Annotated in this window: 27 protein-coding genes and 3 pseudogenes; 22 read left to right on the top strand and 8 right to left on the bottom strand. The window is 34.3% G+C overall.

Annotated elements, in window-relative coordinates; genetic code table 11:
• The 7 genes and pseudogenes from JCM19055_RS29670 to JCM19055_RS12790 form a co-directional block, all read right to left on the bottom strand.
• Positions 1-382: pseudogene (locus JCM19055_RS29670) on the bottom strand (collagen-like protein); the annotation flags it as partial.
• Positions 383-866: 484 nt separating this feature from the next.
• Entirely contained in the window at positions 867-1,190 is a 324-nt protein-coding gene (locus tag JCM19055_RS12810) for a YxeA family protein (RefSeq protein ID WP_042360005.1), read from the bottom strand.
• Between the two features lie 14 nt (positions 1,191-1,204).
• Positions 1,205-2,884 (bottom strand): FtsX-like permease family protein, encoded by a 1,680-nt coding sequence (locus JCM19055_RS12805; protein WP_370543125.1) that lies wholly within the window; start codon positions 2,882-2,884, stop codon positions 1,205-1,207.
• A 239-nt stretch (positions 2,885-3,123) separates the two neighbouring features.
• Positions 3,124-3,897, bottom strand: a complete 774-nt coding sequence (locus JCM19055_RS12800; protein ID WP_042360004.1) for an ABC transporter ATP-binding protein — start codon at positions 3,895-3,897, stop codon at positions 3,124-3,126.
• Between the two features lie 164 nt (positions 3,898-4,061).
• Positions 4,062-4,508 carry an ATP-binding protein gene (locus JCM19055_RS29665; RefSeq protein ID WP_265182118.1) on the bottom strand — a complete coding sequence of 149 codons (447 nt, stop codon included), beginning with the start codon at positions 4,506-4,508 and terminating at the stop codon, positions 4,062-4,064.
• Positions 4,465-5,100 carry a hypothetical protein gene (locus JCM19055_RS29660; RefSeq protein ID WP_265182117.1) on the bottom strand — a complete coding sequence of 212 codons (636 nt, stop codon included), beginning with the start codon at positions 5,098-5,100 and terminating at the stop codon, positions 4,465-4,467. Before JCM19055_RS29660 ends, JCM19055_RS29665 begins: the two co-directional genes overlap by 44 nt.
• Before the next feature lie 11 nt (positions 5,101-5,111).
• Complete coding sequence (locus JCM19055_RS12790) at positions 5,112-5,789, bottom strand: response regulator transcription factor (RefSeq protein WP_042360003.1); 678 nt, start codon at positions 5,787-5,789, stop codon at positions 5,112-5,114.
• Between the two features lie 909 nt (positions 5,790-6,698).
• Between JCM19055_RS12790 and JCM19055_RS12780 the strand changes: the two genes are divergently transcribed.
• From JCM19055_RS12780 to JCM19055_RS12710, 22 genes and pseudogenes are all read left to right on the top strand, one after another.
• Positions 6,699-6,938, top strand: a complete 240-nt coding sequence (locus JCM19055_RS12780; RefSeq protein ID WP_042360001.1) for a hypothetical protein — start codon at positions 6,699-6,701, stop codon at positions 6,936-6,938.
• 598 nt (positions 6,939-7,536) lie between these two features.
• Positions 7,537-9,378, top strand: a complete 1,842-nt coding sequence (locus JCM19055_RS12775) for an OmpA family protein (RefSeq protein ID WP_042360000.1) — start codon at positions 7,537-7,539, stop codon at positions 9,376-9,378.
• A gap of 808 nt (positions 9,379-10,186) precedes the next feature.
• Complete coding sequence (locus tag JCM19055_RS27415) at positions 10,187-10,357, top strand: hypothetical protein (protein WP_193745421.1); 171 nt, start codon at positions 10,187-10,189, stop codon at positions 10,355-10,357.
• Positions 10,358-10,377: 20 nt separating this feature from the next.
• Positions 10,378-10,914: a PepSY domain-containing protein gene (locus JCM19055_RS29655; protein WP_265182115.1), complete on the top strand. Its 537-nt coding sequence runs from the start codon at positions 10,378-10,380 to the stop codon at positions 10,912-10,914.
• Entirely contained in the window at positions 10,853-11,746 is an 894-nt protein-coding gene (locus tag JCM19055_RS29650) for a PepSY-associated TM helix domain-containing protein (protein WP_370543124.1), read from the top strand. Before JCM19055_RS29655 ends, JCM19055_RS29650 begins: the two co-directional genes overlap by 62 nt.
• Positions 11,739-11,927 (top strand): hypothetical protein, encoded by a 189-nt coding sequence (locus JCM19055_RS12765; protein ID WP_042359999.1) that lies wholly within the window; start codon positions 11,739-11,741, stop codon positions 11,925-11,927. Before JCM19055_RS29650 ends, JCM19055_RS12765 begins: the two co-directional genes overlap by 8 nt.
• A 70-nt stretch (positions 11,928-11,997) precedes the next feature.
• On the top strand, positions 11,998-12,234 hold the full coding sequence (locus tag JCM19055_RS12760; RefSeq protein WP_265182113.1) for a hypothetical protein: 237 nt from the start codon (positions 11,998-12,000) through the stop codon (positions 12,232-12,234).
• A 552-nt stretch (positions 12,235-12,786) separates the two neighbouring features.
• Positions 12,787-13,077, top strand: coding sequence for a PAS domain-containing protein (locus JCM19055_RS23935; protein ID WP_052366297.1), 291 nt, complete (start codon positions 12,787-12,789; stop codon positions 13,075-13,077).
• A 251-nt stretch (positions 13,078-13,328) separates the two neighbouring features.
• Positions 13,329-13,523 carry a methyl-accepting chemotaxis protein gene (locus JCM19055_RS31825; protein ID WP_193745420.1) on the top strand — a complete coding sequence of 65 codons (195 nt, stop codon included), beginning with the start codon at positions 13,329-13,331 and terminating at the stop codon, positions 13,521-13,523.
• Between the two features lie 667 nt (positions 13,524-14,190).
• Positions 14,191-15,123, top strand: a complete 933-nt coding sequence (locus tag JCM19055_RS12750) for a GntG family PLP-dependent aldolase (protein ID WP_370543117.1) — start codon at positions 14,191-14,193, stop codon at positions 15,121-15,123.
• A 260-nt stretch (positions 15,124-15,383) separates the two neighbouring features.
• A pseudogene (locus JCM19055_RS12745) lies at positions 15,384-16,678 on the top strand (citrate:proton symporter).
• A gap of 81 nt (positions 16,679-16,759) precedes the next feature.
• A pseudogene (locus JCM19055_RS12740) lies at positions 16,760-17,685 on the top strand (AEC family transporter).
• Positions 17,686-17,875: 190 nt separating this feature from the next.
• Positions 17,876-18,076: an Ldh family oxidoreductase gene (locus JCM19055_RS29645; RefSeq protein WP_265182112.1), complete on the top strand. Its 201-nt coding sequence runs from the start codon at positions 17,876-17,878 to the stop codon at positions 18,074-18,076.
• 29 nt (positions 18,077-18,105) lie between these two features.
• Positions 18,106-18,594, top strand: coding sequence for an Ldh family oxidoreductase (locus JCM19055_RS29640; protein WP_265182124.1), 489 nt, complete (start codon positions 18,106-18,108; stop codon positions 18,592-18,594).
• A complete protein-coding gene (locus tag JCM19055_RS29635; protein ID WP_265182111.1) occupies positions 18,588-18,938 on the top strand; it encodes an Ldh family oxidoreductase in 351 nt (116 codons plus the stop codon). Before JCM19055_RS29640 ends, JCM19055_RS29635 begins: the two co-directional genes overlap by 7 nt.
• Positions 18,939-18,958: 20 nt before the next feature.
• Entirely contained in the window at positions 18,959-19,774 is an 816-nt protein-coding gene (locus JCM19055_RS12730; RefSeq protein WP_042359997.1) for a sugar phosphate isomerase/epimerase family protein, read from the top strand.
• Between the two features lie 112 nt (positions 19,775-19,886).
• A complete protein-coding gene (locus JCM19055_RS12725; RefSeq protein WP_042359996.1) occupies positions 19,887-20,564 on the top strand; it encodes an aspartate/glutamate racemase family protein in 678 nt (225 codons plus the stop codon).
• Positions 20,554-21,315, top strand: a complete 762-nt coding sequence (locus tag JCM19055_RS12720; RefSeq protein ID WP_042359995.1) for an SDR family NAD(P)-dependent oxidoreductase — start codon at positions 20,554-20,556, stop codon at positions 21,313-21,315. The genes JCM19055_RS12725 and JCM19055_RS12720 overlap by 11 nt, the downstream gene beginning before the upstream one ends.
• A 275-nt stretch (positions 21,316-21,590) precedes the next feature.
• Positions 21,591-21,824 (top strand): LysR family transcriptional regulator, encoded by a 234-nt coding sequence (locus tag JCM19055_RS29630; RefSeq protein ID WP_081833677.1) that lies wholly within the window; start codon positions 21,591-21,593, stop codon positions 21,822-21,824.
• A gap of 16 nt (positions 21,825-21,840) precedes the next feature.
• On the top strand, positions 21,841-22,002 hold the full coding sequence (locus JCM19055_RS29625; protein ID WP_081833674.1) for a LysR substrate-binding domain-containing protein: 162 nt from the start codon (positions 21,841-21,843) through the stop codon (positions 22,000-22,002).
• On the top strand, positions 21,995-22,459 hold the full coding sequence (locus JCM19055_RS29620) for a substrate-binding domain-containing protein (protein ID WP_052366295.1): 465 nt from the start codon (positions 21,995-21,997) through the stop codon (positions 22,457-22,459). Before JCM19055_RS29625 ends, JCM19055_RS29620 begins: the two co-directional genes overlap by 8 nt.
• 450 nt (positions 22,460-22,909) lie before the next feature.
• The gene (locus tag JCM19055_RS12710; protein ID WP_042359994.1) at positions 22,910-23,233 is read left to right on the top strand and encodes a hypothetical protein; all 324 of its coding nucleotides are present in this window, start codon (positions 22,910-22,912) and stop codon (positions 23,231-23,233) included.
• Positions 23,234-23,329: 96 nt separating this feature from the next.
• On the opposite strand, the gene JCM19055_RS12705 is transcribed toward JCM19055_RS12710, so the two are convergent.
• A complete protein-coding gene (locus tag JCM19055_RS12705) occupies positions 23,330-23,848 on the bottom strand; it encodes a hypothetical protein (RefSeq protein ID WP_042359993.1) in 519 nt (172 codons plus the stop codon).
• Between the last annotated feature and the right edge of the window lie 54 nt (positions 23,849-23,902).

Genomic DNA, 23,902 nt, shown 5'->3' with positions numbered 1-23,902 from the left:
CGGTGGCACCTGTTACGCCTTGCAGCCCAGTCGCTCCGGTGGCACCCGTTACGCCTTGCAGCCCAGTCGCTCCGGTGGCACCCGTTACGCCTTGTGGACCAGTACTACCAAGAGTATTGGAAATTATTAATTCATAATCATTCGAGTTATTGGGTAAACCACTAGGGTTATTACTCAACACCTTGTAAATTGAACCCTCATAGGATACAAAAGTGCCAGCTGTATAACTTGATATGGATTCCTCAAATGGAACAATTTGATCTAAACCAACTCCGGTAGCTCCTGTTGTACCTCCTAATACTTCATTAGCTATATAATTGTTAATGTTTATAGGCAGATTTAATTGTTTTCTGTTTTGTCCTAAATGCCGAAAATTTCGCATTTCATCACCTTTATAAAATGAATTAAATACTATTTTATTCTTATAAAGAGAGAATGTTCATATCGCTGACAATAAAGATTCACGGCTAATGCAGGCACGTAATTATGACATTCATTCAGTGAGGTGAACATGCCTTTATTAAAATTTTAGAGAATACTCAAACGTCAGGTACCTTAAAAACATTGCACAGACGTTGATGAGGAAATATAATACAAATCACTTGGCTTATTATTGGATATACATGGAATAAATTTGTAATTAAGCAAGAAGCTTAAGAATGAAAAACACAAAATTATGCTTCATCAATACGTTCATGAGAACTAAGTTAACTTGGTGGATAACAAGAGAAAAAAATTTTAAATTAGTAATGTTGAGTATCCGTTGACATACTCTCATTGGTCGAAAATCAAGAGCATTTAATGTTATAGTGTGTAATAAAATTTTAATGAAGTTCAATCACCTTAAATGATTGAACTTCATTATGTTATTCGTTTATTGGCATTTCATTCTTTTCTATAAGTTCATATTCCTCAGTATATGCTCCTTTAGCGAGCACTCTTATAAAAGTACCTTTATCTAAATTAACGCTTGTACTGAATACTACTTGTTTTGTTTCTCCTGCTTCAGTTACACCGTGCTCTCTATATTTATATCTATCATTATCATCTGATGGTTCACTTTGAATTTCAACGTAAACATACTCTTGTTCTATCAACGGATTAAAACGATCAAATGTATCTCTGAACAAAAAGTAAAGACTAACTATAGCTATAATGATTACAAGACAAGAAATAATTATCTTTTTCATAACTTTCTTCCTTTCTATAAAGCTTCCATGACAATAGTTTTATAATACCGGATGGTAACCACGGTAAACATCAAATAAATGGCAACATATGCTCCCATACTAATCATGATTGGGGTGAGCATGCTTGCAGCAATTAGGTCTGAACCAACATTTAAAGCAAAAGCAGCGTGAATTAACCCTATACCAAGAGGAATTAGGAAAACAAAAAGCTGTTTACGAATGATACCCTTCATTATATCGTCTACTTGAAACCCTAGTTGTCGAAGTGTTCGATATTGGTTTCTTTCTTGATCAGCCTCTATCATTTGTTTAAAGTATAAAATACTACCAGTTGAAAGCAAAAACACAAACCCTAAAAATCCAGCGATAAAAATTAGAAGACCAAAATTTTGAATGGACCCTTCATACGCTGAATAAAAGTCAGTAATAAACTCGTCACTACTCACACTTGATAAGAAAATGGTAGATGCGGTATCAGCTTTGTCTATGTCCAAAATCTGAAACACATCAAAGGAGAGTAATTCTTTATTTTCATTCTCCCTAATGCTACCTTTTATTCTCTCAAAAGTTTCATTAGACACAAGTAATTGTTCACCGTAGAACCTGTAATTCATCACATTTTCAAGCTCTAACTCTGAGACTGTAACACGATTTATTTCATCTGATGATGGGTATCTCACATCCATGGGGAATGTAACTTCTTTTCCTTCTATAATAGCCCGTGTATTGTGATAAATTGCTTTACCATCTTGTGGGATGGCTACATCCAATCCTGCTTCTGTCATCTGCTCAGCAGAAAAAAGCATGAACGTTGAATTACGAATGTTTGAATTTTGTTCAATCCATTCTCCATCAAAACGTATGGAGTCTAAATGATGTTGCATAAATTCTATATTTTCTTCTTCTAATCTACTCGATATAAGAGCAGCTTCATCATGCATATTTTCCAAAGCAAAATCAAAAGGCATAGCCAATCTCACATCATCTTCGGTTGAATAATATAAGGAAAATGAAAGTGATGTCATAGTAATAGTCATGGCAGAAAGTACCGTAATTAAAGTTAAAGAATTGGCTTGACCTTTTATTCTATGCATTAAAGGTGCTACAGAGAGGCTATTATACAATCCTAGATTTCCATTTTTTTCTTTCGAAAAACATATAATAACCAGCTCAGCGTTGTATGGAAGACTAAATAAGTTCCTAGTATAGTACTTGCCAATACTACTAACATGAAAAATAACAGTAAATCTGCTTTTTCTATAATAAATGTTGACAAGAAGTAACCAAATGCGATTGAACTCAAACCCGCTATCCCTAAAAAAAATTGATACACTGTTTGGTCGTTCAATAAAAAAATCGTGTGAATTATTTGCCTGGAACAGTTTAAGTAACGTACTACGATAGACTGTCAATAAAATTTGTAAAGATGTCACAAAAATTAAACAGATAAATACAATAATTGTTTGGATGATCGCTTGGAATGAAAAAGTTAAACCTACCATTGCATCAAGACCTATAAGGTTTATAAACAATAATAGAAATAATCTAGAGAGCAATGTTCCAACTATTATTCCAATACCTAAAGCTCCTACACCAAGAATAAAATACTCAAAAATCAACACTCGTGATATCCACATTTTGGACAAACCAATTAATTGATATAGTCCAATTTCCTGGCTACGCTTCTGATAAATATTTGCGTGGCATACATCGTAAACACTATTGTAATGAGAATGAGTAATATTCCAGCAACTTGAAAGGCGGTTGAAAAGTTCACGCTATCACTAGTCATATTCACAATGGTTTGATCATTTTGTAGGGTAGAGAAGATAAAGTACAAACTTATGCTAAAGATCATTGCAAAAAAAATAAAGATAATACATTTTGATGTTCTTCCGCATACTACGCAATACTAATATCCGTGTATTCATTTCTACTTGCCTCCTCCAAGAACAGCTTGCATATCTAAAATGTCCTTAAAGAAAGCCTCTCTTGTTTTATCACCTTGGTACAACTCAGAAAATATTCTTCCGTCCTTTAGAAAGACAACGCGACTACAATAGCTAGAAGCTAACGGGTCATGAGTTACCATTACTATTGTAACTTGTCGTTTTTGGTTTATTACATGCAAGTTTTCCAATAAATTAGATGCTGCTTTTGAATCCAGCGCACCGGTTGGCTCATCAGCAAAAACAATTGAAGGTGAGTGAATCAAAGCACGTGCCGCTGAGGTTCTTTGTTTTTGCCCGCCAGAAATTTCTGAAGGATATTTATTAGCTAATTCATTAATATCCAAAATTCCTGCAATGCTGTTAAACTCCTCCTCAGCTTGATTTTTACTTTTCTTTGTTAGAGAGACTGATAATAATATATTTTCTTTTACCGTTAACGTATCAAGCAAATTGTAATCCTGAAATATGAAGCCTAGTTGTTGGTGACGAATGCTAGAAAGCTGCCTATCCTTCATTTTCGAAATTTCATGCTCATTTATAAAAACCCTACCGTCTGTTGCACGGTCAATAGTAGCTAATGTATTAAGAAGAGTTGTCTTTCCTGATCCTGAAGGGCCCATTATCCCAATAAACTCACCCTTTATTACTCGAAGATCGATTCCTTGTAGAACCTGTTGTGTATTACCCCTTGATCCATAGGATTTACGAACTCCCTCAGCAATTAAAACGGTCTTCGGTACCTTAATATTATTCATCATAAACACTCCAATCATGTTGTTCTAAAAATAGTGTAATATTTTTTTTAATAAGGTCGTTTGCTTAAGATGATAAATTCAGCCCTTAAGTGATATTCTTGTCACATTGACATATAAAAAGTAGTCAGGCTTCAAATACCCTAACTACTTCATGAGTTCGTATGTTATAGTATTGATCTTCTAATGCGCTCAACAGAATTCGCACTAGAAAATACCATCAAAATTGAAGTACCTTTACCCAAAGTCGAATCAGCATTTAACCTAATATGTAACTTCTTGCTTATTTCTTTTGCCAGATAAAGTCCCATACCAGTAGCGGAGTGCTGAATTCTACCATTCTCACCAGTAAATCCTTTATCAAATATACGAGGTAAATCATGTGATTGAATACCTGTTCCTTCATCGTTAATAGTCACATTAACATGTTTATTTATGTCAATACTGACTTGTATGCAAATATTTCCACCTTCTGGACTGTATTTAATTGCATTCGTTAACAGCTGCCTTACTATAAATCCACACCACTTTTTATCAGTGTATACAATAGGATTTATGTTTCCTGTCATTTCAATGGATATATTTTTTTTCCATGCACCACGTTGAAAGTTCACGAATTTCTTCTCTTATTAAATCTTTCACAACCTGTTTTTCTGGAAGTAAATCCGATTCTAAGTAGGCTAATCGTGAGATATATAGCTGTCTGTCAATTAATAAGTGCATTCGTAACCATTGAGCATTTAATCTTTGGGCTAATTCATTAGAACGATTGGCATCAATGGTTATCTTCATAGCTGTAAGAGGCGTTTTAACTTCGTGTACCCATGAGGCAATATCATCATGTTCAATTAGTTGATTGTTCTGATGTTGTCGATGTTTCTTTTGATTATTATTGTGTATATTTTGCAAAAGGTTATAGACCGTACTATCAGGAAAACGATTTTCAGGTTCGGGAATTTCTCCAAACCAATCATCACTTAAATCGTTAGAAAGAATATGCAGGTGTTTATAATACGAAGTTTCCTTTTTATATCTCCAAATAAAGAAACCAACACAAATCGTTAGAAACAACAAATTCAAGTAGAGGAGGGAATAAGGTTGTATACGGACACCAACATCTACTTGTATTAATACGTTGGTGAGCAGTAGCAATAAACTAATTAAGCCTATCCAACTTTTTTTATAAACGAGATAATCTTTGAACAATGAAACTCCCCCTAAAGCGTTACGGTCATATAGCCAAGTCCTTTCTTAGTTACAAGCCCCTCGGCTAAACCAATATTAGAAAGTTGGTGACGTAATCTTGTGATATTAGCTGTAAGCGTATTGTCATTAATATATTGATCATCATCCCAAAGCAATTTCATCAATTCATGACGTGAAACAATTTTATTATTTGATCTAACTAAAACCTTTAGGATAAAAAATTCGTTCTTTGTCAAGTTAATATTCTGCCCATCTTTATATATTCCACCGCTTTTTAAGTCGATAAGCGCTTTATTCCACTCTATTACTTCTGAAGTTGCTTCTTCATAAGTATACGTTCGACGCAGAATGGCCTGAATCTTGGCTAGAAGTACATCCATGTTAAAAGGCTTTTGTACATAATCATCTGCCCCTAAGTTCATTGCCATCACCATATCCATCGGATGATCCCTTGATGAAAGAAAAATAATAGGAACCTTTGATACTGAACGAATTTCTCTACACCAATGAAAACCATCAAACTTTGGCAACTGTATATCAATAACCACTAGATGAGGTCGATCTTTTGCAAAGGAATCCATTACGTGTGAAAAATCTGTTGGATTACTTACCTCATATGACCACTGCCTTAATCCTTCAGTAAGGGCTTCTAGTAGAAGAGTGTCATCCTCAATAATCAAGATTCTCATAGAATTTATCTCCTCCTAATATAAATACTTTATATTCAACGTAAGTCAAAAATATTAAATGAGTTAAGTATGGCAAGGACAGTCTGTATAGGCGTTTAAGAAAGGTGATTTGGCAACGGCTGATGAAAATGGCTTAAATAATGTAGTGCAGTAGAAGTTAGTATAAAAAGCTAACGGACAATTATTTGCTGAAGATTTTTTTGTTCTATATAACTCATGTCTTACTCCTTCTTTATTTAAAATTGGAGCTAGCTCAGCAATTGTTAAAGAATAAGTAAACATCTCTAAAATTTAAAATAGTAAACTTTAGCTACGATAAGCTTTAAAATCATATTTGGATTGAACTTGTTTTGATTATGAATTAATTTCATTATAGTCTCAAGTCAGGGCACACCAAATGAAAACAATACATGTCAATTGTCAAATGTATAAAGTGTAATTGTTTTAAAATGAAAGCTCATATTTGGATTGTAAATTAAGAATACATTGTAAAATTACGATATTTATATTTCTGTGAATTCTGTATTTCACGCGAGATATGATAACATATTTATTAGCATACATATTAACATTTAGTTTAAGAAACAAATTTCTATTTTATTAGCTTTATCTTTTACGCTAACTGGCTGCTTTAATAACGATACTCATTCAGAAGAAGAGAAGCAGGCGACAACACCCTTGGAAATGATGAAAAGTTAAATGAACAAGAGCATGATTGTTATGGCGAGACGAGGATGACGTTGACAGTGTTGCCCCAGAACCCGTTGTACTTACAGAAATATTCGAGCGTGAAGGGGAAGAAGTTGACGCAGGTGTTACGGTACATCCTATGAGCAGGAAGATGACTTTGCTATTTTCACTGCTGAATTTGAAAAATTCAGTGGTGAGGCAAGGGGTGGTTTAGATCACATGATAAGTCATCCAAGTACAACAAGGACTGCCAATCAACCTACCGCACGGGTAAATCAATATGATCGACTAGGCTATCACATATGGTTGTTTGACAGTACAAACAATACGATTTTCCATACGTTATTTTATCAAGAGTACAGAGACGACAGAGGTGATGAATACCTTTCTACACATGCGTTGAAAAGTGAAGAGATTGATAATAGTGAATTCAATGAAAGCAATATTGTTAGTTATTAAGCGGTCTTTAATGCTCCTAAAGAAGAGCAAGTTCATGTCATGATGGGAAGTTTTGATCTCATTTTAGATGCCCCTGTTGTCCAATTATTCCAAATGATAAGCGATTAGCAAATGAATTGGAGAATACATTAGATACTTAAAAATGCACCTTCCCATCTTCCACTGCCTAATAAAATGGAAGGCTTAATTCCTCCCTTACGTTTCAGGTTTAAGTAACTTAATCCACTTTTGCCTATGAATAAATAGATAATCAATAAAACGACCGATGCTACAATTGAGCCACTTAACTAATAGTTTAATGTATGATTGATGAACGTGTTCTCAAAAAAATTAAAGTATAAGTGGTGTACATTAGAGGTCACAGTGTCCCAAATTCAAGTCTTCTCAACCGCAGTATAACGAACACAGACTTACCAAAGGTTACATACCCGTTGGTAAGTCTATGTATTTTTCTTCATTAAAGGTTTGGTTTTTCTTATTAAAAATTTTGTGTTTTGGCCTAATTCTATACTTGAGGTGGATTATGGTAACATAACGAGAAGAACACATGGTGAAATTACTTTATCTTGAAATACTTTACCTGGCTTAGGAGGTTAATATGAAGAAACAATTATTATCTTTAGTAGCGTTATCTTTTACATTGACTGGGTGTTTTAACAATGGTGCGGATACAGAAGAAGAGGTTGATGGTGAAGCAGATGATGCCACCTCTGAAGAGGAAGAATCCGACGAGTTATTGAATGAAGAAGAGGTTGAACAATCTCGCGAGTCCGAGGATGACATTGACAATGCTGCCCCAGAACCCGTTGTACATACAGAGATATTTGAGCGTGAAGGGGAAGAAGTTGAGGTGGGTGTAACGGTACATCCTATTGAGCGAGATGATGATCTCGCTATTTTTACCGTTGAGTTTGAAAAAGTCAGTGGTGAGGCAAGCGTTGGTTTAGATCACATGTTAAGTCATCCAAGTACAACAAGGACTTCCAATCAATCTACCGCGCGGGGAAATCAATATGATCGTCTTGGCTATCAAATACGGTTGTTTGACAGTACAAACGATACGATCTCTCATACGTTATTTTATCAAGAGTACAGAGACGACAGAGGTGATGAATACCTTTCTACACATGCGTTGAAAAGTGAAGAGATTGATAATCGTGAATTCAAGGACGGAGACATTGTCAGTTACTCTGCGGTCTTTAATGCTCCTAAAGAAGAGCAAGTTCATGTCATGATGGAAAGTTTTGATCTCATTTTAGATGTTCCCGTTGTCCAATCAAACGATGTAATGGCTACTGCGGAAGAGTTCTTAAATACGAATGCATTAGATACGACATCAACTTCATTAGATGATCTTTCTGAACAAATCTATTCATTACAAACCTACAATGAAAGTGTGAACGCGCCAGTTGGAACGTTAGCGGAGGAAGGGCAAGCATCGATCACATTAGATTCCGATGTGTTGTTTGAATTTGATTCTTCAGAATTGCAAGATGACGCTGAGGATATATTAGAAGCGACAGCAGAAGAATTGACCCGTGTGAACGGTGGAGACCTTATGATTGTAGGTCATACGGATGATCAAGGAGATGAAGCGTACAATCAAGAATTGTCTGAAAGTCGGGCTCAATCTGTTCACGATGAGTTAGAAACAATCATGGATCTTGCAGTTTTTGATGTCGTAGAAACAGAAGGAAGGTCATATAATGAGCCCATTGCTTCTAATGAAGATGAAGAAGGTCAACAACTAAACCGCCGTGTAGAATTTCATTTCTCACAACCTGAAGACATGGTGGAAATGACAGAGGAAGAGTTCGAACTCCCGGACAATTTAGGACCTGTTGCTGCATACGAAGATGGTGAAGTCATTGAGGTCGATTATAATAACAATCCTTTGGGGGTATCTATAGATTCTTTAAAGAGGTTAGATGGCTATATTATCGGGCGTGTTCGCCTGCACAATACAAGTGACAAATCCAGCCAAATTCACAATCCTGTAAATATTGGATATGGTCACGGTGCGAGGAGTCTTCATGTAGATGGCGATACACTTACGTCAGGTGGCTTTCTTGATAATTATGACGCGAACGGTGTTACATTACTGTATGGAGATAAACGCGTTTTTCCAATTGATTATTGGGCACTAACTGCCTACGATGAGGTGGAAAAGGGAACAAAAGAGTTAACCCCGCTAACTCATCGTAATGTACGTGAAGGTTCAGGGAATACATTAGGCGAAGGAGGGGCTATGGTCGTCACCATCATTTGGCCTGATGTTCCGGGTGAGACAATTACGGTTGATAAAGCCCCGAGCGATAACTATGATCTAAACATTGATCAATGGATAGATTACCTTGTTCCATGGAGAATTACCGACGTGCCCATTAATACAGATATTGAGAATGGTGAATCCAGTGACAGCAATGAATCAACTGGATAAAATATTTTTAATACAATAATCGTTCCATCCCTTAACAATTACTCTACAAAAAAAGCGCATTCGTCATATTAAGACGTGTGCGCTTTTTTATTTCAGCATGAACTGTTTTTATCAGTATCCAAGCAATATCGTTGAGTTATAATTAAATGATTCTCTTAGTACGAATACAGCTCTTTCTAGTGATCGTAGACATTCCATTAGAACTAAAAAGGCATTTGAGATGTTCTTCTACTACTGAACATAAAAAAACCTCACCTGTAAATAGGTGAGGCCAGATGCGGTCATGAAACGAATATTCGCTTCACAAATAAATATACATAACATTCACACTTAGGTCAATTTTTATTACCGGTTATGAATAGTAGCTTTACCCTTTAAAAGATGGGCTACTTTTTTTATCGTTAACAAAGGTTATGACATTCATTTCAAATTCACTTCAAATGGCGGTGTACATAGTGGTTTTATAATTTGAACCATTCATATTCACATTTCCTAAGATATGCTAAAAAGCCATCTTGAATGAAATGTAACAGCAAAAAAACAAAGCCGCATAACGACTTTGTCAAGGAAAGAAAGTGGATATTTAAAAGAGACTCAACGTTACTATAAACTGGAGTTGTGAAATGAATTAGAAATAATTGTGACGATAAATGAAGTATTCTTCGCATAAAAAAAGCATGAAAATCGTTGAATGAAAGCTTATTGACTAGAAATTTGAACTATAATATTTTTATTTATTACTTTTCACTTAAAATTCACAAATGTCCGTTACGTTAGTATTCAGAACAAAATAATGGGAGTGAAATGAATGAAGAAGACGGTTTTACTTGGATTAATTATTTTCTTAATAGGATGTTCGGACCAAGAATCAGCTGAGAGTCAGAGTATTATTAATCAACAAAGTAATGCTGAGGAGTCAATTATTAATAAGGTAGAGGAACATCACTCCAATTATGACCATAGTGATATAGATAATTAAAGAACTAGGTGAAGAAAAACATGGGAAACAAAAAACGTGCACTAAACTATCAATTAATATGGCGCTGGCATTTATACGCAGGACTAATTCTTGTACCTTTCTTGTTAATTCTAGCAATTACAGGGGGTATATATCTATTCAAATGGGATATTGAAAAAGCGCTGTATGCAGATTATTACGAAGTTCAGCAAGAAGGGGCTTCTTTAACAACGGAAGATCAAGTTTCAATTGTTGAAGACGCAACAGGAGACGAAGTTGTTAGATACCGTCCCGGAGAGCACCGCGAGCGTTCTGCAGAAGTTGGAATTGTTGATGAAAATGGTGAGTCAATAACGATCTATATTAATCCTTATAACGGTGAAATACTAGGCTCTTTAGTAGATAGCAACCGTGTAATGGATCGATTGGCCGAATTACATAGCGAATTGATGGCGGGCACAATTGGGGATCGAATTGTCGAATTAGTTGCATGTTGGACGATTATTATGATTGTTAGTGGATTATATCTATGGCTACCTCGAAAAAAAAGACAAACTTCGCGGCGTGTTTATTCCTAGACTTAAGAACGGAAAGAGAGTTCTGATACGTGACTTTCACGCTGTACCCGCATTTTGGTTATCAGCGGGAATGATGTTCTTACTAATAACAGGAATGCTTTGGACTGGATTTTGGGGAAATGGTGTTCAACATATTGTAACGAGCAGTGGTGCAGGTTACCCACCTTCAATTTGGGTCGGTTCAGCTCCAGATTCTGAAGTTCTAACTGAAGACGTAGCAGAAGTATCATGGGCAGCAGAAAATCTTCCCGTACCAACTTCACAATTAATTTCGGGGTATGAACAACTTTCTATAACGGACATTACGAACATTGCAAATGACATCGACGTGCACCCGACTTATGAAGTTTTTTATCCAGGGGATGAAGAAGGTGTATTTACGCTCTCAACATTTCCACATCGTGCGCAAGATGAAGCCACAGTACACATCGATCAATACAGTGGAGCGATCTTAGCAGATTATCGTTATGACAACTACGGTGCTGTTGGAAAAGCGATGGCACTAGGTATTACAATACACAAAGGGTTGCAATTCGGTGTAATAAATCAAATAGCAGGGCTACTAATTTGCATCGGAATGGTTTTGATAATTATCACAGGTTTCTGGTTATGGAAACGAAGAAAACCAGATAATAGTGTAGGTGCACCAAAATCAATTAAAGTAACTCAAGCGAAAGCTATGCTTATCATCTTACTTATTTTTGCATTCATTTTCCCTCTAGTCGGATTATCACTCATTGTCGTCTATTTAATCGATCGATTTGTAATTCGAAAAAGTGAGCGACTTCGCCGATGGTTGAATGTAGAGGAAGGAGAGACACACCATGGTTAGAGCCTTTAGCTTATTTGCTATTTTTATGCTTATGAGTGGCTGCTCCTTGGTGAGTACTATCGTTGATTCAAACAATCATGAAGATTATAACGATGTAGAACCAATTAGAGTAGAAATTTCTACAAAGCAATTAACACAATCGCAAACACCGCAAAAAAATCAGTGTAAAAATAACAAATAACGAACAACCTGTTGTTGATGTCAATCGCGCAAATGTCAGTATATGGCCTGCAACTTACCTTGATACAGACTTGGAAGAAATTGATATGCAAGTTCACGAGCTTGAACACCTAACTTCTGGGGAATATGAAGCAACTATTGAACTCCCTAGAGACGGACTTTATTACGTCAGAGCAGACATAGAAGCTGAAACACAACGATTAATGCCAACAATGCATTTTGCTGTTGGGAAACTTACACAAGATGAGGCACTTATTTTAATGGGAAATGATGAGGAAAATTATACTGAAGTTAATGCTCACCATTAAAAAAAGAGACTTAATCACAACGATTAAGTCTCTTTTTCCTTAACTTTAATATAGTTTAATTGATGGTGCTTCAAAGATAATAAGACACTTAGCGATGCATTTTCCACATTTTTTTTATGTATTTAAGTAACTTAACTCTATTTTTAAAAGCCAAATCATATTGATTAAAAATATAGACTCCTTCAGAAATGTTGATGTTTAATGCTTTTTTTATTCTCATTTTCAAAGTATATTACTCGAACGCTACCGTTATTTTCGTCCTTTTTCTTCAGTTCTTGAATTTTGATATACTCCAGTTTCAAGCCCTCCATCCCTTTAACCGTACTAGTAATACTCTAACATGTAAATGAACAAGAATGTAAAAATTCACACAAATGATAAAAGTATATGCATTATCGCTTCTAGATAACACCTACGATCATACATTGAAATGTTAATACCTATTATATATGTAACTAGCTCATTACTTTCCGCATATGTTTATAGTTCTTTTTGCACGGGTATATCTTATCAGTAATTAAATTTACAAATTTCATAACGAAGGAGTACGCAATGCAAGAAAATTTAACTTCTAGAGAGCAACTCAGTCAGGGATACTTACTTAGCGCCATTGAAAATTCATTGGCAATGATAGAATTTATGCCGGATGGAACAATTACCTGGGTTAACAATATTTTTTCAAAAACAGTAGGCTATAAAGAGAAAGATTTATGTGGAATGCATCACAAGAAGCTATGTCAGAAAGAATTTATACATAGTGATGAATATCTGAAGTTTTGGGAGAAACTTCGAACTGGCATACAGTATCAAGACAAAATTAAGCGTGTAAAAAAAAGATGGTAGCATTATTGTGCTAGAAGCTACTTATATGCCAATTAAGGATAAAGAATTAAATGTTATTTCGATATTAAAAATAGCAACGGATATAACTAAAAGAGAAGAAACAATAAATAAAATAAAAAGCAGATATTCTAGATGTATCAGACTCTGTTTTACAAACTACAAAACGTGGCCATGAATTAGGCGATAAAATAAAACAATTAACTTCTGAGTTAATTAATCAATCTAAAAATAATTCTTCAATTTTACTAAATTTGAATGATAGCTCAAAAAAAATTAAAACTATTGTTACTACGATTAATGAAATTGCTAATAGAACAGACATATTAGCAATTAACACAGCGATTGAAGCAGCAAGAGCTGGTGAAAGCGGACGTGGATTTACTGTAATTGCAGGTGAAATTCGGAAATTGTCTAGCAACTCAAAAAAAGTCTATTGGAAATGTTGAAGAACTAGTCAAAACTATAAATAATGAAGTAAGTCAAGTAATGGAATCCACGAATCTTTCAGAACAACAATTTAACCTAACATTAGAACACATCTCACATGCTATTACAGAATTTAACAACATATCTATTACCGCAAAAAGGTTACAGAATAAATCTCATGAATTTAAAAATGCTCTCTAGGTGAGAGTATATATTATTTTAAATTAAAAAAATAAGAATTAACTCAAAAGTGTTATTGCTAATTATTAGCTAACACTTTTTATTTTTATTTCTTACGATTTGGTTGTTAGTAAAATATTTGACAGAGTTTTATTATTGTATATAAAACTTAAGTCATAAATGTTTAAAAACTGTTTTTATCAAATAGAGAGTTAAATTCAAAACTCAATATTCAACATGAAAAATTTGACTTCAAAAATACATTATAATTCAGGCATCAATTATTTTTATGACTAATTTAATATAATCCGATTTCACTTATTTCTAGAATTTTATTACTATTAAAGATAATTACTTTAAGAATATAAGATTGTAGTATGTATTAATATTTTGTAAGCGTTTTATTTTAATAATTTGTATACCTTTAAACCTTTTCATCACAGCAAATTTCATGATAAGTTAATTCCCATTTAACTTTACTAATTGTACAAAACAGGAGGTGTAATCATGATAGTTGACCTTAGAAGTGATACGGTAACAAAGCCTACTCAACAAATGAGAGAAGCAATCTTTCATGCAGAGGTAGGGGATGATGTTTATGGAGAAGACCCAACCATAAACCAATTAGAAAAGCTTGCCGCGAATAAACTGGGAAAAGAATCAGGATTATTTGTTACTAGTGGTACACAAGGAAACCTCCTTGCGGTATTGTCTCAAACTGAACGCGGGGACGAAGTAATAATCGGGGAAGAATCCCATATTTTCTACTCAGAAACAGGAGCTATTGCCTCAATTGCAGGTGTACAAACTAGGGCATTAGAGAGTGTTGATGGACGAATTCCTATTTCAAAGCTGATTAATTCAATCCGCACTACAGAAGATTTACATCAGCCTAAAACAGGTTTAATATGTCTTGAAAATACCCATGCACGATCAGGTGGATCGATTTTGCCACTACACGACATGGAGGAGGTGTACAAGGTCTCAAACAAACATAACATTCCAATTCATTTAGATGGATCAAGAATCTTTAACGCATCTACCGCTCTAAATATTGATGTTAGGCAAATATCTCAATATGCAAATACTGTTCTTATCTGCCTATCTAAGGGATTATCTGCTCCAATGGGGTCCATTTTGCTTGGAAGCAAAGAAACTATATTAAAAGCTAGAAGATGGCGGAAAGCATTAGGAGGAGGTACTCGGCAAGTAGGAATAGTAGGGGCAGCAGGTAAAATCGCATTGGAAACGATGGTTGAACGACTTGAAGACGATCATATTCTGGCAAAAACACTTGCAGAAAACCTAAATCATATCCCTGGACTACAAGTGATCAATACAAAAGTTGAAACAAATATTGTTATAGTATCGTTAAAAAATTCAGCATTTAATTCAAAAGAGATGATTAATTTTTTTAAAAAACAAAGGAATATTAGTTAGTCGAATAAACGAGTATACCATTCGATTTGTAACTCACCACGAAATATCACACGAGGATATTAAGCGAACCATATCAACTATTAAGAAATTATTAGTCAACTAGCTATCACGATATAGTTCTCATTTTTTTTAGATTTTATAAAGTCTAAACATTAAATTAAAGGATTGCACGATTTTGAGAAGGGGGGAAGCACTAATGTCAGAAGCATATCTAGCATTTTTTTGGATTTCTAATCATCTTATTTGTAATCGCTTTCTTAATGTGGGGGAAGATTCATCCAATTGTTGCGATGGTTATTATACCAGTAATTGGCGCACTAATTGCCGGGTTTAATTTTGAGGAAATTACAGGCTTTTTTTAGTGCAGGTACCAATCAGGTTATAAACGTTGCCATCATGTTTATTTTTGCTATTATCTTCTTTGGAATAATGAATGATGTAGGTTTATTCAATCCAATAATTAAAAATTTAATCATTCTTACTAGGGGTAATGTTATTATTGTTTGTATTGTTACCATAGTAATCGGAGCAATTGCCCATCTTGATGGTGCTGGGGCCACAACATACCTTCTAACAATCCCTGCACTTATAGGCTTATACAAGCAGTTAAATATGAGCCCCATGTTATTATTAATGCTTACAACTTTCAGCCTTGGTTTTATGAATGTAGTGCCTTGGGGCGGTCCAGTCGGAAGAATTGCGTCTGTACTTGGATATGACAACCCAGCAGAACTATGGTATCCACTCATACCATGGCAAATAGGTGCATTATTTTTAGCAATAGGTTTCGCCGTAATACTCGGTATTAGAGAGAAAAAAACGCATCAAAAGAAAAATAGATGAAAAAGAAAATCAGAATATTAAGAAGGTAGACTCTAGAGAAATAGCAAATGATTTTATTCAGCAGCAACATGATACTCAAGCCGCAGCTGTAGAGAAGACAATTAAGCATCCGGTAATGATCTGGATTAATGGTTTATTAATGTTAAGCGTATTGCTTTCAATGCTATTCGATATCTTACCTCCGGCACTTGCTTTCATGATTGGTCTAGCAATCGCCTTGCCACTTAACTATCGTACAGTTGATGACCAAATGGGAAGAATTCGGGCCCATGCGCCAGCTGCACTCATGATGGCATCCATTATACTATCCGCTGGATTATTCCTAGGAGTTCTCACTGACTCTGGTATGTTAGATTCACTTGCTTTATCCATTGTTGGGATTCTACCTGATGCAATTGGACCTTATATCCATATCGTCGTTGCATTTTTTGGAATACCTTTAGATGTAATTATGAGTACAGATGCATATTACTACGGAATTTTCCCAGTAGTTGAAAGTATTGCTTCTAACTATGGTGTACCTTCTGAATCAACTGCCTATATGATGCTAATTGGGAGTACTTTCTCGCAAGGATTTTTATCTCCAGCACTTTGGCTGGGTGTTGGACTTGCTGGTGTGCAAATTGGACGTTTTATGAAATATGCATTTTTATGGTTCTGGGCTTTTGCAATTGTTGGTTTAATTTTTGGCTTTATAATTGGAATTTACTAAGCCATACAAATTATTTTTTTCAAACAGTCACTCGCGTGGTGACTGTTTTTCTTTATCATGAGGTTGAAATGGAGTTTTAATATGAGCGTAATGAGTTTAGTTTTCTTAGATGTAGTCTTACCGATCTTAATATTAATGGCTTTAGGTATATTCTTGCAGAAAAAAATTTGTATTTGATTTAAGTACTATTACTAAATTAATTACTTACTGTTTTATGCCTGCGGCTGTCTTTCTAAATATTTCTCAGTCCGCTTTTGATTATCAATTACTAGGACAGTTATTTTTATATCTATCATTTTTTTATTACGAGCTTAATGATACTTGGTAATATTTTAGCGAGGTTATTAAAGCTTCAACCCCCTGAGCAAGCTGCTCTTAAAAACAGTATTTCGCTTATGAATGCAGGTAACTATGGTTTGCCGATAAGTCAACTAATTTTTAGCGCAAATCCTTTAGGAGTCTCAATTCAAATATTTATAATAGTCATCCAAAACATTCTTACGTACTCTTATGGTTTATACAATTTAATGTCTACATCAAAGTCCATTGTAAATATTTTAAAACAACTTATAAGGCTGCCGATCATTACCGCATTACTATTAGGAATTATATTTCAAATACTAGATATCCCCTTGCCAAATTTTATAACTACACCACTTGAACAACTTGCAAACGCCTTTATGGCTTTGGCTCTATTTTTGTTAGGAGCTCAACTAGCCTCAATAAAATTAAATACTTTTCATCGTGCTATTGTATGGAGTTTACTTGGAAGATTAGTAGCTGGTCCTTTAATAGCGTTTGTATTAATTGTTCTACTTAGAATTGAAGGAGTAATGGCACAATCATTACTAATTGCTAGTGCATTACCGACATCTAGAAATACAGCAACTTTAGCTTTGGAACATAAGGTAGCCCCAGAATTACATGCACAAATAGTTTTGTACTCAACACTTCTTAGCAGTATCACTGTAACCATTGTGATTTATCTGGCTATAATTTTCTTTTAATAATTTAAACAAGTAGTTATTTAAATTATTGATCTCTGATTACTAAGTTTACTATTTTAGTTTATTTCTAGATTTTTGTAATCTAAATATGAACTAATTATTAGTTACAAAAGCATTCTACATTAAAATTAATACTTGTACGCAAAGCAAATTAGGTTTAAAACAACGAACATTAGTTGGGGGTAATATGATGAATAAAGAAGTAAGATACTACTCAGTGAGTACATTAACTAAAGTGAGTACATTATTACTAAAAGCCGGAGGACTTAATACGCAAAATGCCACAACCATTGCTCAAGATTTAGTAGCAGCAAACCTAAGAGGCATAGATTCTCACGGCGTGTCTAGAATTCCAATGTATTTAGAAAGAATAAGAAAAAAAAGTTGTTAATCCAACTCCAGACATAAAAGTAGAAAAAAATTACACCTGCAGTCTCTAAAGTTGATGGCGACAACGGTATGGGCTTTTTAGCAGGGCACCGTGCAATGGAAGAAGCTGTCATGCTTGCAGAGAATTCAGGCATTGGAATGGTAGGTGTTCACAAAAGCACACACTACGGAATGGCAGCGATTTATGTAATGGAAGCAATGCAAAAAGGTTATATATCAATGGCATACACCAACTCTTCACCAGCAATTCCACCATGGGGTGGTAAAACCGCTTATCTTGGAGCAAGTCCATTTGCTGCAGCTATCCCTGCTGGAAACGAGCCTCCTTATGTACTAGATATGGCAATGACAGTTATTGCCCGTGGCAAGATTCGCTTAGCTGCAACCAATGATGAGGCTATTCCAGAAGGGTTGGCATTAGATAATGAAGGCGCACCGACAACGGATGCAAAAAAAAGGCTTTTGAAGGGGTTTGTTTACCTTTTGGAGGACCAAAAGGAGCATCCTTTGCTATGCTAATGGACCTTTTATCCGGTGTGCTTACAGGAGCAAATTATGCAGGTAATGTAAAAAGCTTATATTTTGACCACTCAGAGCCACAGAATGTTGGTCATTTGTTCATTGCTATTCGCCCAGATTTATTTATTCCACAGTCGGAATTCAATGATCGAATGGATACTTTTGTACAAAAGACTAAATCTTCACCAAAGGCTCAAGGCTTTAATGAAATTCTGATGCCTGGAGAGCCCGAAGAAAAAATTGCTAAAATACGTTTAAAAGAAGGCATTCCGATTAGTTTCAATGTAATAAGTGAATTACAAGCTGAGTTAGAACGTTACGATATAGACCCTTCATATTTATGACTAGAAAGTGGGAAAATTTGATGAAGTTTGCTTACCCTTTTCAAACAAGAGAAACAAATCAACAACTACTTAGTTCGCAAGGATCAGAAACAGAAATAGTGCCAGCTCTTGCACGTTTAGGATACGATGGAGTCGAGTTGCTCATACGAAATCCCAAAAAAGCTAATCTAAATCAATTAATAACTTTAGTAGATCATAATAATTTAAAAATAGCTGCACTAAATACTGGACCTATGGTAGCCGATGATGACCTGTCATTCTCTTCTAATGATTATTCTCATCGAGAAGAAGCTATAAAAAGAGTCATTGAACTAATTCCATGGGCTCAAAGTCTAGCTGCACCAATTACTGTTGGAAAATTGCGAGGTCAAATTAGTGAGACAAACAAAGAATCGTCATGGAAGATGATGAGAGAAGCGATAGAAAGGATTCTGTTTGAGGCAGAAAAACGTGAAGTAAAGCTTTTAATTGAACCTCAAAATAAAGTAAATATGAACAACTTAAATGAAACAACTGAAACTTTAAATTTCATAAGAGAATTTAACAGTCCTAATCTAGGGATTATGCTTGATACTTACCATTTAAATGAAGAAAAGGCTTCTAATTCAATAAATAAAAGTATCATGGAGGCTTCGCAAGGTCTTAGTTTTATTCATATCTCAGATTGTAATCGACTAAGCCCTGGTGATGGCTACTTCAACTTTAAGTCTATCCTGAATACTTTAATTGACGTAAATTATGACTCTTATGTGAGTTTAGAAATAAATCAACAAAACCAATCTTTACATACAGCTAAAAGAGCACTTACCTATTTAAAGTCGATTATTGATTCTTAAATTTTGTATTACTAATTCTTAATTTGCTGAATTTAGTTTGGCATGCGTTAATAGTATTATTCTAATTCGTGAGATTTTTGAACTCGATAATGAATAGATAGGAGAGAAGCACATGAAAAAAATTAAAATCGGGTTAATTCATGCAACAATGAACTCAGTAGCACCTATCTTTGAATCCTTCTCACATCATAAAGAAGAGATTGAGTTGGTAAACTTTATGGATGAAGGATTAATTTATGAATTAAATGAGACTAACATCGTGTCTACAAGAATGATTATGCGGTTAGCAGATCTTGCTGGAAGGGCTGTCGAAAGTGACGTTGATGCAATTCTCTTCACTTGTTCATCATTCACTCCTTTTGTTTCTAAAATTGCTGATTTAATTTCCATTCCGGTACTTAGTTCTGATATAAGCATGCTGGAGAAAGCCGTTTTAGAAAATGACTTTATTAATGTGATTGCTACAATTAATGCAGCTGGTCCTACTACTGAAAAAATGATACAAGAGATTGCAAGAAAACAAAAAAAAGAAGTAAAGGTTCGTGTACAAATAATTAATAATGCATTTAATGCCATTCAAAATGGAGATTCGGCACGTCATGATAAATTAATTCGTGAAGCAATTAATTTAATCGATGAGAGTGAAGCAATAGTGTTAGCTCAATACTCAATGGCACCAGCAATCACTAATATTTCAACCGAGTTTAAAAATGTTCTTACTGGTCCTGCTGTTAGTACAGAAACCATAATCAAGTTAGCAAAAAAAGGAGTGAAAATATATGAAAGCTGAAACTTTATTTTCAGTTAAAGACAAAGTTATTCTTTTAACAGGAGCTAGCCAAGGGATTGGGAGAAGTTTAGCTAAATTATATGTAACTAATGGCGCAAAAGTTGCTTTGATAGCCAGAAATAAGAATTCTCTAGAGACTATAAGAGAAGAACTCGGAAATGAGAATGTAGCTATTTTCCCTTTTGATGTCACAATAACAAAGCAGATACCTAAAATGGTGAAACAAGTGTATGAACATTTTGGGGCAATCGATGTGCTGGTCAATAACGCGGGTAAAATCATTACAAAACCAGCAATTGAATTTAGCGAAATAGAATGGGATGAAGTAATAGATTTAAACTTAAGAAGTGTTTTTTTCCTAAGCCAAGCTGTTTATCCGTATATGAAGAAAAGTGGTGGTGGAAAAGTTATAAACATGTCTTCTCAAATGGCCGAAGTTGGATATTATAAAAGATCTGCATATTGTTCAAGCAAAGGCGGCGTTAAACAATTAACAAAATCTCTTGCTATTGAATGGTCTAATGATAATATCTTAGTAAATTCAGTAGGTCCTACCTTTATTAAAACACCTTTGACAGCTAAGATGATGGAAGATGAAGACTTCAAAGAAGATGTAATGAATAGAATTCCTTTGGGTCGACTAGCCAAAACAGAGGACTTATATGGTGCCATACTATACTTAAGTTCAGCAGCCTCTAACATGGTTACTGGGCAAACACTTTATATAGATGGAGGTTGGACTAGTTGGTGAAATAAAAGATTTAAGAAATTTTTAGATCCTAATAGCTACATACTTTTATAAAACATCGTAAATAATACTATTCGATGTTTCTTCAATAAAATAAGAATTGTATTATCTTGTGATATGCTATCTATAATAATATTAAGCCCTAGGTCTAACATAGAGACCTAGGGCTTTGTGTATAATAAGGAATAACAGTTATTTAAATTTAATTATTCGAACAGACTACTCTATTACATACTTGTCAAAAGAAATTACTATAAATTAAGGAGGTTAGACTTTGAATTTACGGGATTGGGAAATTATTTATTCTTTATATCAAAGAAAAAAATATAACAAAAACTGCAAGACATCTCTTCATTTCACAACCTGCTCTAACTGCTAGAATTAAGCAAATTGAGGAGTACTTTGAAACTAAAATCGTTCTAAGGGAACGTAGAGGAATCCAATTTACACCCGAAGGAGAGTATTTAGCTAAGCAAGCAATTGATTTTATAAAACAACACGAAAAAAATTAGAGAAGGTGTACTAAGCATGAAAGATAACCTGGGCGGTACACTTAAACTAGGTGCCTCTAATTACTTTGCTAAATATAAATTACCAAAAATATTACGCGAGTTCCGAAAACTATACCCTAATGTTGAATTTCAAGTTTTATCTGGCTGGAGTGAAGACATTTATAAAAAAAATGAATGATCGTGATGTTCACGTTGGCTTTATTCGTGGTGACTACCCTTGGAGAGGTGAGCGTGAAGTTCTCTTTACGGAGACGCTTTGCGTCGCTTCTACTCAGCCATTCGTCTGGAATGATTTATATAAGATGCCACGCATAAACTATAAAACAGATAGGAAATTAATAGCTTTAGTAGAGGATTGGTGGAATGAAAACTTCGAACAACCACCTAATGTTAGGTTACGTGTCGATCAAGTCGATACATGTAAAGAAATGATTATAAATGGGTTAGGATATGGAATAGTACCAGACTTAATTATTGATGATGATCCAAACATACACAAGAAGACTCTTATGAATAACACCGGTGATCCAATAATTAGAAAAACATGGATGTACTATCATCAAGAATCTACATCTATTAACACAATCGGAGCTTTTCTAAATTATGTTAGAAGTATAGATGTTAAAAGTTTGTAAGAAAAATTGAAGAAATACAAATCAATTATTAAAAAAGCTTGTAAGTAGCTTATTTTTAGCAACAGTTCTAAAGTCTTTATATATGTTTGTGAATAGGTACTTATTATTGTTTATAAAGGTTTTATATGTTAAAATTACGAAAATTTGTATTTAAGGAGTGTGGTGATTTGTTCGATAAGCGAAGAGAAGATCATTATATTATGATTATGCGAGCTTTGAACTATTACACTAAACATACCGGATCAAATACAGATGAAGAATTTTATATTATTCATGAAATGTTTATAGCAGAAATAAGTATGGATGATCGCTATTAAATTTTATTTTTTTTAGCTTCCTTTTATATATAGGAAGCTTATTTAATGTTAAATCTAAATTTTAATGATTATTATTATTATTTGATATATATGCCTATAATTATCACAGTTTTATATAGAGGAGTGATTAGCGTTGATGACAAATATTTTACAGTATTTAAATGTAATTACTAAAAATATTAATGAAACAGGTTACTCTAACAAACAACCTGTTGTTGATAGCATGTCAATTTGTGAAGAAATACTATTGGATACTCAAAGATATGCAGATCATAAAATTTCAGGAGAAGTAAAAGCTTATACAAATAGCGCTTATCGCTTGTTACATGAACTACAATTTTATTTAGACAATGAGAATTGGTCCAGTGTTTTTGAATTAATTGAAGAAGAACTTTATCCCACTGTAATTAAAAACTCCAAATGTATTGATAAACTTGTTAGAAAATTACCAGATTGACTGTACTAATTACAATATAAAGCATAGCTAAGCTACTAAATCTAAACCTCTAAAGATTTAATATAATTAATAATTTATAAGTACTAAATAAAAATCTTACGACGTTTTTAAGATAGTGACTATAACATCGGAAAAAGTTGTTGCATCAATTGTATTCAAAGAGAGTAAAACTGTGGTGTTTGTTACGGTAATTGTATTAGTTGCTGCTAGTTGAGAGGGACTCGTATCAGATCGAAAACTTTCATCAATTGGTGTGGCAAATTGTAAAGATTGCAGCGAAACAGTATTGCCCTCAACCGCAGATGCATTCGCTGAGTAAGTCAATGAATAAATACCAGGTTCGTTTAATAAAATACCCGAGTCACCTGTGATGTGCCTTATAGCTGTTCCAACTAAAGATTCGTTTGTTTCTAACGGTAGATTTCCACCAGAGTCGACTGTAGTAACTGCTGTCGGAAACCTTCCAAAATTAATATCTTCTGGTGGTACAGTTGGCACGGTTGGTATAGTTGGAAGCGGACCGCCACGAATTACTCCAGGTCCATTAATTAAATTGTTATTAACCTCAATTATTCCTTCTGAATGTCTCCTGGCTTGTGAATGAAAATTTTCCATATTATCTTCACCTCCTAAATGTTCTTAATATCTTATTCCATGCATTAAAAAATG

Source organism: Geomicrobium sp. JCM 19055, assembly GCF_000698185.1.
GTDB lineage: Bacteria > Bacillota > Bacilli > Bacillales > Marinococcaceae > Geomicrobium_A > Geomicrobium_A sediminis.
Note: the sequence above shows the minus strand (reverse complement) of the source record. Positions and strands in the feature narration are given on the sequence as shown.